The 13,812-nt window shown below is 57.7% G+C and carries 13 protein-coding genes; 5 read left to right on the top strand and 8 right to left on the bottom strand.

The annotated features are described in order from the left end of the window. Positions 1-17 precede the first annotated feature (17 nt). The 3 genes from gntT to gntX form a co-directional block, all read right to left on the bottom strand. Positions 18-1,334: a gluconate transporter gene (gene gntT, locus ACTJI7_RS11245; RefSeq protein ID WP_048960500.1), complete on the bottom strand. Its 1,317-nt coding sequence runs from the start codon at positions 1,332-1,334 to the stop codon at positions 18-20. Positions 1,335-1,639: 305 nt separating this feature from the next. Beyond that, on the bottom strand, positions 1,640-2,215 hold the full coding sequence (gene nfuA / locus ACTJI7_RS11240; protein WP_003861601.1) for a Fe-S biogenesis protein NfuA: 576 nt from the start codon (positions 2,213-2,215) through the stop codon (positions 1,640-1,642). A 61-nt stretch (positions 2,216-2,276) separates the two neighbouring features. After that, positions 2,277-2,960: a DNA utilization protein GntX gene (gene gntX, locus ACTJI7_RS11235; protein ID WP_063155499.1), complete on the bottom strand. Its 684-nt coding sequence runs from the start codon at positions 2,958-2,960 to the stop codon at positions 2,277-2,279. 36 nt (positions 2,961-2,996) lie between these two features. Between gntX and bioH the strand changes: the two genes are divergently transcribed. Then, entirely contained in the window at positions 2,997-3,770 is a 774-nt protein-coding gene (gene bioH, locus ACTJI7_RS11230; RefSeq protein ID WP_048960504.1) for a pimeloyl-ACP methyl ester esterase BioH, read from the top strand. A 111-nt stretch (positions 3,771-3,881) separates the two neighbouring features. Beyond that, positions 3,882-4,151: a YdgH/BhsA/McbA-like domain containing protein gene (locus tag ACTJI7_RS11225; RefSeq protein WP_028014676.1), complete on the top strand. Its 270-nt coding sequence runs from the start codon at positions 3,882-3,884 to the stop codon at positions 4,149-4,151. Positions 4,152-4,184: 33 nt separating this feature from the next. Here ACTJI7_RS11225 and feoC read toward each other — a convergent pair whose 3' ends face one another. From feoC to greB, 5 genes are all read right to left on the bottom strand, one after another. Beyond that, positions 4,185-4,421, bottom strand: a complete 237-nt coding sequence (feoC, locus tag ACTJI7_RS11220) for a [Fe-S]-dependent transcriptional repressor FeoC (RefSeq protein WP_048960506.1) — start codon at positions 4,419-4,421, stop codon at positions 4,185-4,187. 12 nt (positions 4,422-4,433) lie between these two features. Next, positions 4,434-6,752, bottom strand: a complete 2,319-nt coding sequence (feoB, locus tag ACTJI7_RS11215; protein ID WP_440670428.1) for a Fe(2+) transporter permease subunit FeoB — start codon at positions 6,750-6,752, stop codon at positions 4,434-4,436. Positions 6,753-6,782: 30 nt separating this feature from the next. Next, positions 6,783-7,010, bottom strand: coding sequence for a ferrous iron transporter A (gene feoA / locus ACTJI7_RS11210; RefSeq protein WP_006177893.1), 228 nt, complete (start codon positions 7,008-7,010; stop codon positions 6,783-6,785). A gap of 300 nt (positions 7,011-7,310) precedes the next feature. Further along, positions 7,311-9,641: a Tex family protein gene (locus tag ACTJI7_RS11205; RefSeq protein ID WP_028014673.1), complete on the bottom strand. Its 2,331-nt coding sequence runs from the start codon at positions 9,639-9,641 to the stop codon at positions 7,311-7,313. Between the two features lie 86 nt (positions 9,642-9,727). Further along, the gene (gene greB / locus ACTJI7_RS11200; protein WP_014885539.1) at positions 9,728-10,201 is read right to left on the bottom strand and encodes a transcription elongation factor GreB; all 474 of its coding nucleotides are present in this window, start codon (positions 10,199-10,201) and stop codon (positions 9,728-9,730) included. 228 nt (positions 10,202-10,429) lie between these two features. On the opposite strand from greB, the gene ompR reads away from it, so the two are divergent. From ompR to ACTJI7_RS11185, 3 genes are all read left to right on the top strand, one after another. Next, on the top strand, positions 10,430-11,149 hold the full coding sequence (gene ompR, locus ACTJI7_RS11195) for an osmolarity response regulator transcription factor OmpR (RefSeq protein WP_001157751.1): 720 nt from the start codon (positions 10,430-10,432) through the stop codon (positions 11,147-11,149). Beyond that, positions 11,146-12,492 carry a two-component system sensor histidine kinase EnvZ gene (gene envZ / locus ACTJI7_RS11190; protein WP_028014672.1) on the top strand — a complete coding sequence of 449 codons (1,347 nt, stop codon included), beginning with the start codon at positions 11,146-11,148 and terminating at the stop codon, positions 12,490-12,492. The genes ompR and envZ overlap by 4 nt, the downstream gene beginning before the upstream one ends. A gap of 124 nt (positions 12,493-12,616) precedes the next feature. After that, positions 12,617-13,759, top strand: coding sequence for an IS481 family transposase (locus ACTJI7_RS11185; RefSeq protein WP_028013617.1), 1,143 nt, complete (start codon positions 12,617-12,619; stop codon positions 13,757-13,759). Positions 13,760-13,812: the final 53 nt, after the last annotated feature.

The raw sequence follows: 13,812 nt of genomic DNA, 5'->3' as shown, positions 1-13,812 counted from the left end.
CCGATCGAGCAGGAGAGTCAGAGAGCCATATTCAACAGCAGACACCCTACCAGGCCGCAGACCGAAATAATGGTTTCCAGCATTGACCAGGACTTGATGGTCTCACCGATGGTCAGGTTGAAGTACTCCTTGAACAGCCAGAAGCCCGGATCGTTTACGTGAGAGAAAATCACGCTGCCGGAGCCTACCGCAATAACCATCAGCTCAGGGCTGACGCCCGTGGTGGCAATCAGCGGCGCAACGATACCGCCCGCTGTAATCGCCGCAACGGTTGCAGAACCCAGCGCGATACGCAGCACGGCAGCAATAGACCACGCCATCAGGATTGGAGAGATATTGGTTTCATGCATCATGGAAGCGATGTATTTGTCCACGCCGCTGTCGACCAGCACCTGCTTGAACGCACCGCCACCGCCGATAATCAGCAGCATCATGGCAATGATTTTGATGGACGAGGTCAGCGTGTCGTTGATCTGATCCATGGAGCGGCCACGGTTCAGGCCGAAGGTGAACATCGCAATCAATACCGCAATCAGCGTTGCCATCACCGGGTCGCCGAGGAACTCGGCAACGGCCAGGAAAGCGTGGCCTTTCGGCAGGATCATCTCCGCCACGGCGCGCATTGCCATCAGGATCACCGGTACCAGCGAGGTCCAGACGCTGACGCCAAAGCCTGGCATCTCTTCTTCAGTGAAGGTTTTGGCGCTGTACAGACCTTCCGGAATAGGCTTATCAATGCCTTTCAGGAAGCGGGCATACACCGGGCCTGCCAGAATTACGGTCGGGATCGCCAGAATCGTACCGAACAGCAGGGTTTTACCCATATCGGCGTGGAAGATGGTGGCGATGGCGGTTGGACCCGGGTGCGGCGGCAGGAAGCCGTGGGTCACGGACAGCGCAGCAGCCATTGGTACACCCACGAACAGCAGCGGGATGTTGGCCGCGGCGGCGATGGTGAACACCAGCGGCAGCATCAGCACGAAGCCCACTTCATAGAACAGCGCGAAACCGACGGTAAAACCGGTTAACACCACTGCCCACTGAATGTGCTGTTTACCGAATTTGGCAATCAGGGTGGTGGCAATACGCTGCGCGCCCCCGCAGTCCGCCAGCATTTTACCGAGCATGGCGCCGAAGCCCATAATCAGCGCCAGGCTGCCGAGCGTGCCGCCGACACCGGCTTTGATAGAGCTGATAACTTTAACCAGCGGCATCCCCTGCATCAGACCGACTGCAAGTGCCACCAGAACCAGAGCGATAAATCCGTTCATTTTGAAGCGGATCATCAAGAGCAGTAATAACACAACACCGATAGCAACGATGACTAATGGCATGATTTACCTGGCCTTTGAATTGTTATGGGTAACGTCATTGTTTCAACGACAAATTCCGGTTGTCCCAACTGGGAACAGAGTGGTTAACGGCACTCATACTGATGCCTGCGAAACAGTTAAGTTTAGTCGGCTGTTATAAGGGTGTTGAGTGCCCACGAGAATGATACGGGTAACATGTCGTGGTTGAGAATCACCCGGTGAGGCAAAATTTGAATTATGAGACGCAGGTCAACATATAGAGGGGAAGGCAAGGGAGTCAGGCCCGGTAAGCGCAGCGCTACCGGGCAATACAGACGGGTACTGAATTAGTAGTAAGAGTGCTCGCCGCGCTGGTGCTCGGTCAGGTCGCGCACGCCTTTCAGTTCCGGGAATTCGTTCAGCAGCTGCTTCTCGATCCCTTCTTTCAGTGTCACGTCGACCATGGAGCAACCGTTACAGCCGCCGCCGAACTGCAGGATCGCCAGGCCGTCTTCCGTGATTTCCATCAGGGAAACGCGACCACCGTGGCCGGCCAGTTGTGGGTTGATCTGGGACTGCAGCAGATACTCAACGCGCTCCATCAGTGGCGCATCGTCAGAAACTTTACGCATTTTGGCGTTTGGCGCTTTCAGGGTCAGCTGAGAACCCAGCTGGTCGGTGACAAAGTCGATTTCCGCATCTTCAAGATACGGCGCGCTCAGTTCATCGACGTAAGCGGTGAGCTGTTCAAATTTAAGGGCAGTGTCAGTTGCTTCCACAGCGTCCGGAGGACAATAAGAGACACCACATTCTGCATTCGGAGTGCCTGGATTGATCACAAACACGCGGATCTGCGTCCCTTCTTCCTGATTTGCCAGCAGTTTGGCAAAGTGCGCTTGTGCAGAATCGGAAATACGGATCATAGCTTTGGCCTAATAGTTGACTAAATTACCTGGGTATAATCATACGCCCATTGAAGAAGGGCTACAAGGTACGGCACAGACACCATACCTGAACCGACGCGGCGCCGCTTTGCAAAAGCAGTCGGGAAAGTTCAGCAACGGTACTGCCTGTGGTGACGACGTCATCCACGATGGCGATATGGAGGCCGTGGACTGGCAATTCAAGGCGAAAGGCGTTTTTCAGGTTCCTTTTGCGAAGCCGGGCGTTGAGCTGATGCTGGATGGCGGTGGCATGAACGCGGGTAAGCGCGCTGGCATCGTAGCGACAACCCAGCCACCGGGCGAGCGGGCGGCAGAGCAGGTCGCTTTGATTATAGCCGCGCCGCCAGTGTCGGCGTCGGTATAAGGGGACATTCACCACCATGTCGATTTTCGGCAAAGCGCGGGTTCGTCGCGCCTGTAAAACGGCCAGCAAAAGCAGGCGGGCAAGGGGCTGCGCCAGCGAACTCTGGCCGGAAAACTTCAGGGCGTGAATAAGCCCGCTCAGCGGCGGAACATAATCATCCACGGCCACCAGCGCGCTCCACGGCGGGGATTTTTTCAGGCAGCGGCCGCAGGGCAAATCGCGGTTCGCCGCCGGTAAACCACATTGCGGGCAGGTTGTGATATGCCTTTCCAGCGAATGCGTGCAGACGGAACAGACGCCCCACGCGCTGAGGGCAAGCGGCATTTTGCATAGCCAGCACAAGCCAGGCACTGTTAGCATGTGCAACCTCCATGTGAAAAAAGAGAACAGTAACTGATGAAGACGCTGTGGTGGCAGACCGTAGGGACAGGAAATTGCCATCTTGTGCTGCTGCACGGATGGGGCCTGAATGCGGAAGTGTGGCATTGCATAAGCGAGGAACTTGCCTCGCAATTTACGTTACATCTGGTTGATCTGCCGGGCTATGGTCGCAGCCGTGGCTTTGGCGCGATGTCGCTTGATGAAATGGCGCAGCACGTTGTAGACGCCGCGCCGCAAAATGCCATCTGGCTGGGCTGGAGTCTGGGAGGGCTGGTGGCAAGCCAGATTGCGCTCTCCTGGCCCGAGCGCGTTAGGGCGCTGGTCACCGTGGCCTCGTCGCCATGCTTTAGCGCAAAAGAGGCGTGGCCCGGCATCAAACCTGACGTTCTGGCGGGCTTCCAGCAGCAGCTGAGCGACGATTTCCAGCGGACCGTCGAGCGATTCCTCGCCTTGCAGACGATGGGCACCGAAACCGCGCGTCAGGATGCCAGAGCGTTAAAGCAGGTGGTGCTCTCCCTGCCGATGCCGGACGTTGAGGTGCTTAACGGCGGTCTGGAGATCCTGAAAACGGCCGATCTGCGCGAGCCGCTGGCCGGGCTGAGCATGCCGCACCTGCGCATCTATGGCTATCTCGACGGGCTGGTGCCGCGCAAAGTGGTCCCACTTCTGGATTCCCTCTGGCCGGACAGCGAATCACAGGTCATAGCAAAAGCCGCGCATGCGCCGTTTATCTCTCATCCGACGGAGTTTTGTTCAGCGTTGGTTGCGTTAAGTCAACGTTTAGACTGATTATTTTCTATCCAGCCTGGAAAAAGTTACACACCGCAACCATACTCCAGATGTCGTTGCGGTTGTTCTGCCTACGATGATCAAAACAACAATCCTATGGAGAGTCAGGCTATGAAACTTGTTACAGGTATTGTCACTTCTCTGGTTATTGGGTCACTGTCATTTGGCGTTTTTGCGGCAAAAGAGCTGGAAAAAGATAAAGTTGCCGGGATGAATCTGACGAAAATTGGTGAGATTTCTACGTCTGACACCACCGCGCCGATGGATGCAAGAAAAGAGCTGTCGAAGAAAGCGGATGAGCTGGGCGGGACATACTTCGTCGTCACCAGCGCAGAAAAACAGACCAAAAACGTACGCGCTACTGCGGACGTCTATAAGTAATACGATAAAACCGGGCAGCAATGCCCGGCTTTATTAGCGCAGTGCCCACCACTCCCTGAGACAGGCCTTTCCTTCCGGACAGCTTTTACAACTGCCGGAGAGGCAACCCTCCGCTTCGTCCTGAATCCGCACGGCTTTACCCATGGCTTCCAGGCGCTCCAGCATGGCATCGATCATCGGCTGCGGCGTATGCAGGCTAAGGCTGAGCTGTTTTGCCTCCATGCGTCCCTGCAATGCCAGTAAGTCACGAACCTGAATCAACGATGCCATCTGTTTTTCCCCTTAGTGACAGTCGCCAGCCGGGCTGTTGCAGCAGGTGGCCGGGGTTTTACGCGTCGCCAGCAGGTTGATATCAACGCGGCTTCGCGCCCGGCGCAGCAGGCCAATCACAATCACGTTAAACAGGATGACCGCCAGGATGCTGACCAGGCTGTAGCGCGGATGCTGGCTGAAGTTAACGGTCTGGTAAAACAGCGTCGCCAGCGAGTAGGCGATATTCAGCCCCCACAGAATGGAGAAGCCCATCCAGCCGCGGCTGGACTCACGGGCAATCGCCCCCATCACCGAGATGCACGGAATATAGAGCAGAACGAAGATGAGATAGCTGTAGGCCGCTGACGCGCTGCCAAACTTCTCGCCCATCACGCCCATGGCACCGGTCGCCATTTCGCCATCGCCTTTGCTGGCCTCAATCGGGTTAGCCAGCACGCTCAGGCTGAAGGTGTCTTTCAGGCTCTGCCAGGTCTCCTCTACGGCCCCCAGCAGTTCGTCACCGAGGTGGAACTCCGCCGGGTTAAATTCCTGCTCCTGAATGTTCTCTGCGGTGTAGAGCGTGTTCAGGGTCCCGACGACCACCTCTTTCGCCATCGCACCGGTGAACAGGCCCACGGTCGCCTGCCAGTTATCCTCCTGCACGCCAATCGGTTTGAAGACCGGCGTGATGACGCGGCTGACGGAGGCGAGGGCAGAGGCGTTGATGTTATCTGCCGCCTGACCGGTGAGGGTGAAGCTGTTCAGCGCGCTCAGGAAAATACTGACAATAACAATCACCTTACCGGCGCGCAGCACAAAGCCTTTCAGGCGCTGCCAGGTCTGGATCGCCAGGCTTTTCAGATGGGGAACGTGGTACACCGGCAGCTCCATCACGAACGGTGACGCTTCACCACGCATGATGGTGTGTTTCAGCATTAAGCCGGTCAGGATGGCCATCACGATGCCCAGCACGTACAGCGAGAAGACCGCCAGCGCGCCCTGCTGGCCAAAAAAGGCTGCCGCGAAGACCGCAAAGATCGCCAGTCGGGCACCGCAGGACATAAACGGCGCCATCATAATGGTCATCAGGCGTTCACGCGGTGCATCCAGGGTGCGCGCGCCCATTACCGACGGCACGTTACAGCCGAAGCCGACGATCAGCGGGACGAAGGACTTGCCCGGCAGGCCCAGCGCCTGCATCAGGCGGTCCATCACGAAGGCGGCGCGCGCCATGTAGCCGGAATCTTCGAGGAACGAGAGGAACAGATACATCATGCCGATCTGCGGTACCAGCGGCAGAACGGTGTTGATACCGCCGCCAATCCCCTGGGCAAGGAAGATGGTCAGCCATTCCGGGAAGTGCAGGGTGTAACCTACCCACTGAATACCGTGTACGAAGACCGCGACAGAACCGGCGTCAAAAATCGGCTGCAGCGCGCCACCGATGTTAATCGCGAGCAGGAACATCACGTACATCACCAGCAGGAAGATGGGTAAGCCGAGGAAGCGGTTGAGCACAATCTTATCCACCGCCGCCGTGAAGCGGCTGGGCTCTGCGGTAAGGGCGTTGCTGACCACGTCGCAAATTGACGCAATGGCCTGATAACGCGCATCGGCGATGTGCAGCGCCGGGTCGTCCAGCTCGTCGCTGAGACGGGCGAGGGCCACGTCCAGCTTATCCGCCGCGTGTCCGGCATAGGCGCGGCTGTAGATATCCCCTTCCAGCATCTGCAGGCCGAGCCACAGGCGCTGTTTTGCAGGCATGCTGCTGTCCATCTCCTGCGCCAGCAGTTCGGCTTCGCGTAGCAGCGGCTGGGCGTAGTGCACCAGCTCAACGTCGCGGTTTCCCGCGTGGCGGTCAATCGCCAGCTTCAGGGCGTCGATACCGCGAGCGCGGGTCGAAACCAGCGGAACCACCGGACAGCCCAGGCGCGCGGAGAGCGCATCGACGTCGATGCGCAGCTTTTGTTTTTCCGCAATGTCGAGCATGTTGAGCGCCACGATGCAGGGGATCCCCAGCTCCAGCAGCTGTAGCGTCAGGTAAAGGTTTCGCTCGAGGTTCGAAGCGTCGACCACGTTGATCAGCAGATCCGCGTCGCCGCCAAGAATGTAGTGGCAGGCAATTTGCTCATCGAGCGAAGTCTGGGATGAAATCGTGGTTAAGGAGTAGGTGCCGGGAAGGTCAACCAGGGCGACCTGATTGTCCGTTGTCGTGAACTGGCCTTCTTTACGTTCAACCGTTACGCCTGCCCAATTTCCCACGCGCTGGCGCGCGCCGGTTAACTGATTAAATAAGGTTGTCTTGCCGGAATTAGGATTGCCAATTAAGCCAATAGTTAATTTTTTCATTGTATTAGACCCACCGAAACCGCTGGCTTGTTAACGGGATAAAGATTCAACTTCAATTAATGCGAGGTCTTTTTTGCGCAGAACCAGATTTACGCGCCGGGTTTCGATATGAACAGGATCGCCCAACGGCGCCACACGCACGACCTGGAATGATGAGCCGGGCAGCATGCCAAGTGACAGCAGCTTCTGCCGATAGGCCGGGCTAATTTCGCGGGTAAAACCGGTAATTTTCCATGCACTGTCTGGAGTGAATTGCATAATGCCTGATTCCACGAGAGGTTAAATAATCTACACTGCGATGATAATGAGAATAGTTTTTATCAGCAATAATAAAAATGTGACGGGATGTTGTTAATCGTATTAATTTGCGGTCTGATTGACCTTGCTCAATATTGGCAGAATTACCCGGGAAGGAATAAAAAGCGTATTTGTTAATGGAGTGATAAATAGCGGTTTAAATATGGGTGTGCAATCGGTTTCATATATTTGAGAGGATTTTATTCCCCTCACCCCGGCCCTCTCCCCATTGGGGAGAGGGTTAGGGTGAGGGGGGTTACCTTAGCGTTTCTTACCCATCGCCGCCGCCAGCGCGTCCATCATCGCGCTGTTGCCCGCAGGCTGCGCGTCACGCCCGCGCGGTTTTGTGGCTTTCGTGGCCGGACGCTGCTGCTCGCGGCCTCCGCCGTTGCCGCCACGGCGCGCGCTGGTGTCGCCCGGCTGCTCATCCAGACGCATGGTCAGGGCGATACGCTTGCGCTGCAGATCCACCTCCAGCACTTTCACCTTCACGATGTCGCCCGCTTTGACCACGGTGTGCGGGTCTTCAACGAACTTGTCGGCAAGGGAAGAGATATGCACCAGACCGTCCTGGTGCACGCCGATATCCACAAACGCGCCGAAGTTGGTGACGTTGGTCACCGCGCCTTCCAGCACCATGCCCGGCAGGAGATCGTTCATGGTCTCGATGCCGTCAGCAAAGGTCGCCGTTTTGAACTCAGGACGCGGATCGCGGCCCGGTTTTTCCAGCTCTTTGATGATATCGGTGACAGTTGGTACACCAAATTTGTCGTCGGTGAAATCAACGGCTTTCAGGTTACGCAGAGCACTGCTGTCGCCCATGAGATCCTTCAGCGCCTGCTGGGTGGCGGCCAGGATGCGCTCAACAACCGGGTACGCTTCCGGGTGAACGGTAGAGGCATCCAGCGGGTTATCGCCGTGGTTGATGCGCAGGAAGCCCGCGCACTGCTCAAACGCTTTCGGCCCCAGGCGACTCACTTTCAGCAGCTGCTGACGGTTCTGGAACTGGCCGTTCTCATCGCGCCAGGCGACGATGTTCTGTGCCATCATGCGGGTTAAGCCCGCTACACGGGTCAGCAGAGGAACGGAAGCGGTGTTCAGGTCCACGCCGACGGCGTTTACGCAGTCTTCCACGACCGCGTCCAGCTTGCGCGCCAGCTGCGTCTGGCTCACGTCGTGCTGATACTGGCCCACGCCGATGGATTTCGGATCGATCTTCACCAGCTCCGCCAGCGGATCCTGCAGACGACGGGCGATGGAGACCGCGCCGCGCAGGGAAACGTCCAGGTCAGGGAATTCCTGCGCCGCCAGCTCAGAGGCGGAATAGACCGATGCGCCCGCTTCGCTGACGATCACTTTCTGTGCCGTCACTTTCGGGAACTGCTTCTGCACGTCGAGGTAGAAACGCTCGGTTTCGCGTGATGCGGTGCCGTTACCGATGGCAACCAGCTCCACGTTGTACTTCTCGCACAGCGCCGCCACCACGACGGCGGCTTTCGCTGCCTGGCCGGTGTGCGGGTAAATGGTATCGGTGGCGACCAGCTTGCCGGTGCCGTCAACGACCGCCACTTTCACGCCGGTACGCAGGCCCGGATCGAGCCCCATGGTGGCGCGCAGGCCCGCAGGAGCGGCCATCAGCAGGTCATGCAGGTTACGGGCGAAGACGTTGATCGCTTCGTCTTCCGCTCGCTCGCGCACGGTGCCCATCAGCTCGGTTTCCAGGTGCATCAGCACCTTGATGCGCCACGTCCAGCTCACCACGCCTTTGCGCCAGCTGTCCGCCGGGGCGTTGTTCAGGCGCAGGCCGAGATGGTCGATGATAATCTGCTCGCAGTGGCTCTCTTTCGGCGGCTCGTCAAACTGCGGGTCGGCGTTCAGGGAGAGCTGGAGCACGCCTTCGTTGCGGCCGCGGAACATCGCCAGCGCGCGGTGAGAAGGGGTGGTCGAAATCGGTTCGTGGTGATCGAAGTAGTCGCGGAACTTCGCGCCTTCTTCCTCTTTGCCCGCTACGACGGTAGAGACGATGTGGGCGTTCTTCCACAGATAATCACGCACTTTAGCCAGCAGGGCGGCGTCTTCCGCGAAGCGCTCCATCAGGATGTAGCGCGCGCCGTCCAGAGCGGCCTTGGTGTCAGCGACACCTTTGTCGGCGTCGACGAATTTCGCCGCTTCGGTTTCCGGGTCGTGAGATGGCTCATTCCACAGCAGCTCTGCCAGCGGCTCAAGGCCCGCCTCAATCGCAATCTGCCCGCGGGTACGGCGCTTCGGTTTGTACGGCAGATAGAGATCTTCGAGTTCGGTTTTGCTCAGGGTGCCGTTAATGGCGCTTTCCAGCTCGCTGGTCAGCTTGCCCTGTTCGCCGATAGATTTGAGGATCGCCTGACGACGTTCTTCCAGCTCGCGCAGATAGCCCAGGCGGGTCTCCAGGTTACGCAGCTGCGTGTCATCCAGACCGCCTGTGACTTCCTTACGATAACGTGCAATAAACGGCACGGTGTTCCCTTCATCAAGCAGGCGAACGGCAGCTTCTACCTGTTCGGCTCTGGCCTGAAGTTCACCCGCAATAATGCGGCAGAGCGAATCTTTCATCATGGCTTTATCATCTTGTGGGTCAAAAATCAGGGGATAGTTATACGGGCTGACACGGCAAAATGCCAGCCGGGGAGGGCGCTCTCGGACTATTTTACGTAGACGATCTCATTGACGTACCAGCTGGCTTCACCGGCTGGGGTCTGAACGACGGCTAAATCGCCCACTTCCTTTTTCAACAGCGCGCGGGCCATCGGGGAGTCGATAGAAATGTAATCTTTACGACCAAAAATTTCATCGTAACCGACGATGCGAAAACGCAGGGTGTCCCCATCGTCGTTTTCAATCTCCACCCACGCGCCGAAGAACACTTTGCCCTCCTGCTGCGGGGAGTAATCGACGATTTTTAGATTCTCAAGACACTTCGTCAGATAGCGTACCCGGCGGTCAATTTCGCGCAGCCGCTTCTTGTTGTACTGATAATCAGCATTTTCGCTGCGATCGCCCAGGCTCGCCGCCCAGGTCACCTTTTTGGTTACTTCAGGACGCTCTTCGCGCCACAGGTAATCCATCTCTTTTTTGAGCTTTTCGTACCCTTCGCGGGTGATCAGGGGCGTTTTCATGGTGCTGCCTTTGCTGACGGTTCTCTGTTTTGCGCACAATACGTACCACACAGTGTAACAGACAGGATTAATAATGATTTATGTGATGAAATGAACAGATAAGCTGCTGTTAAATATGCTTTGTAACAATTTCGACTAGAATTTATACCAGAATTAACTGGTCGAATACGTGCACTTTTTTAGAATACGCTGTTACAAAGACTATCCGAACCTTTGGGAGTACACACAATGCAAGAAAACTACAAAATTCTGGTCGTGGATGACGACATGCGCCTGCGCGCGCTGCTTGAGCGTTATCTGACCGAGCAGGGCTTCCAGGTTCGTAGCGTCGCGAACGCTGAGCAGATGGACCGTCTGCTGACCCGCGAATCTTTCCATCTGATGGTTCTCGACCTGATGCTGCCGGGTGAAGACGGGCTTTCTATCTGCCGCCGTCTGCGCAGCCAAAGCAACCCGATGCCGATCATCATGGTGACCGCGAAGGGTGAAGAGGTTGACCGTATCGTGGGCCTCGAAATCGGCGCCGACGACTACATTCCAAAACCGTTTAACCCGCGCGAGCTGCTGGCGCGTATTCGTGCCGTGCTGCGCCGTCAGGCGAATGAACTGCCGGGCGCGCCGTCCCAGGAAGAGGCGGTGATTGCCTTCGGCAAGTTCAAGCTGAACCTCGGCACGCGCGAGATGTTCCGTGAAGATGAGCCAATGCCGCTCACCAGCGGCGAGTTTGCCGTACTGAAAGCGCTGGTCAGCCATCCGCGCGAGCCGCTTTCACGCGACAAGCTGATGAACCTGGCGCGCGGTCGCGAATACTCCGCAATGGAACGCTCCATCGACGTGCAGATCTCCCGCCTGCGCCGCATGGTGGAAGAAGATCCGGCGCATCCTCGTTATATTCAGACCGTATGGGGTCTGGGCTACGTGTTCGTTCCGGACGGCTCTAAAGCATGAGGCGAATGCGCTTCTCGCCGCGAAGCTCGTTTGCCCGCACCCTCTTACTGATCGTCACCCTGCTGTTCGTCAGCCTGGTGACGACCTACCTGGTGGTGTTGAACTTTGCGATTCTGCCGAGCCTCCAGCAGTTTAATAAGGTCCTGGCCTACGAAGTGCGTATGCTGATGACCGATAAGCTGCAGCTGGAGGACGGCACGCAGCTGGTTGTTCCCCCGGCATTTCGCCGTGAAATCTACCGTGAACTGGGCATTTCGCTTTACTCCAATGAAGCGGCGGAAGATGCTGGCCTGCGCTGGGCGCAGCACTATGAATTCCTCAGCCAGCAGATGGCGCAGCAGCTGGGTGGCCCGACGGAAGTGCGCGTTGAGGTCAACAAAAGCTCGCCAGTCGTCTGGCTGAAAACCTGGCTGTCACCCAACATCTGGGTGCGCGTTCCGCTGACTGAAATCCATCAGGGCGATTTCTCGCCGCTGTTCCGCTACACCCTTGCCATTATGCTGCTGGCGATAGGCGGCGCGTGGCTGTTTATCCGTATCCAGAACCGACCGCTGGTCGACCTGGAGCACGCTGCGCTGCAGGTCGGTAAAGGCATTATTCCTCCTCCACTGCGTGAATATGGTGCCTCTGAAGTGCGTTCAGTAACGCGCGCGTTTAACCACATGGCGGCAGGCGTTAAGCAGCTGGCGGATGACCGTACGCTGCTGATGGCCGGCGTCAGTCATGACCTGCGCACCCCGCTAACGCGTATTCGTCTGGCGACGGAGATGATGGGTGAAGAGGACGGTTATCTCGCCGAGTCTATTAACAAGGACATCGAAGAGTGTAACGCCATCATCGAGCAGTTCATCGACTACCTGCGCACCGGTCAGGAGATGCCGATGGAAATGGCCGATCTGAACGCGGTGCTGGGCGAAGTGGTGGCCGCAGAAAGTGGTTATGAGCGTGAAATTGATACTGACCTTCAGGACGGTGAAATTCAGGTTCGTATGCACCCGCTTTCCATTAAGCGTGCGGTGGCCAATATGGTGGTTAACGCGGCGCGCTACGGTAACGGCTGGATTAAGGTTAGCAGCGGGTCTGAACTCAACCGCGCCTGGTTCCAGGTGGAAGACGACGGCCCGGGCATTAAGCCCGAGCAGCGTAAGCATCTGTTCCAGCCATTTGTGCGCGGCGATAGCGCGCGCAGCACCAGCGGTACGGGCTTAGGCCTGGCGATTGTGCAGCGTATTGTGGATAACCATAACGGATTGCTGGAGATTGGTACCAGCGAGCGGGGCGGGTTGAGCATTCGCGCCTGGTTGCCGGTTCCGGTGACGCGAGGGCAGGTGAAAGAGGGATAGTGCGGTCTGATGCCCTCACCCCGGCCCTCTCCCTGTGTACGGTCCGGGGACATAGTGAACACTTGTTCGGGGACATGGTAGACACTTACAACTGAGGCATAAGAACCCGTTTATGGAGTCGCTTATGCCCTGGGATGCGAGAGATACCATGTCATTACGTACCGAGTTTGTGCTGTTCGCCTCGCAGGACGGGGCGAACATCCGTTTCCTCTGCCGTCAGTTCGGCATTTCTCCTGCCACCGGCTACAAGTGGCTTCAGCGCTGGGCTGAGGAAGGTGCCTCCGGTCTTCAGGACCGCTCCCGCGCACCTCATCATTCCCCGAACCGCTCATCTGACGACATCACGGCCCTGCTGCGCATGGCGCATGACCGTCATCAACGCTGGGGCGCCCGCAAGATTAAGCGCTGGCTTGAAGACCAGGGGCACCGTATGCCCGCCTTCAGCACCGTCCATAATCTGATGGCCCGTCACGGTCTGCTGCCGGGCGCATCACCGGGCGTTCCGGCTACGGGACGCTTCGAACATGACGCGCCGAACCGGCTCTGGCAGATGGATTTTAAGGGCCACTTTCCCTTTGGCGGTGGCCGCTGCCATCCGCTCACCCTGCTGGACGACCACTCCCGTTTTTCCCTGTGCCTGGCGCACTGTACCGATGAACGGCGCGAGACCGTGCAGCAGCAGCTGGTCAGCGCGTTTGAACGCTACGGCCTGCCGGACAGGATGACGATGGACAACGGCTCACCGTGGGGCGACACCACCGGCACCTGGACGGCGCTGGAGCTGTGGCTGATGCGCCACGGTATCCGGGTGGGGCACTCCCGGCCTTATCATCCGCAGACGCAGGGCAAGCTGGAGCGTTTTCACCGCAGCCTGAAGGCGGAAGTGCTGCAGGGAAAATGGTTCGCGGACAGCGGAGAGCTGCAACGCGCTTTCGATCACTGGCGCACGGTGTACAACCTTGAACGCCCGCACGAGGCGCTGGATATGGCGGTACCGGCCTCGCGTTATCAGCCGTCTGCCCGGCAGTACAGCGGCAGCGTAACGCCACCTGAGTACGATGAAGGGGTGAAGGTCAGGAAAGTGGATGTCAGCGGAAAGCTGAGCATACAGGGTGTCAGTCTGAGCGCAGGCAAGGCGTTCAGGGGAGAACGGGTCGGGCTGAGGGAGACGCAGGATGACGGCTGCTATGAAGTGTGGTGGTACAGCACGAAAGTGGGGGTGATCGACCTGAAGAAAAAGTCGATCACCATGGGTAAAGGATGTTAAAAAGTGTTCACCATGTCCCCGAACACCTGTCTACCATGTCCCCGGACTGTACA

Source organism: Enterobacter sp. 22499 (assembly GCF_052044815.1).
In the GTDB taxonomy this organism is placed as follows: Bacteria; Pseudomonadota; Gammaproteobacteria; order Enterobacterales; family Enterobacteriaceae; genus Enterobacter; species Enterobacter bugandensis.
The sequence above is the reverse complement of the archived record's forward strand: the minus strand, read 5'-3'. Positions and strand labels throughout refer to the sequence as shown.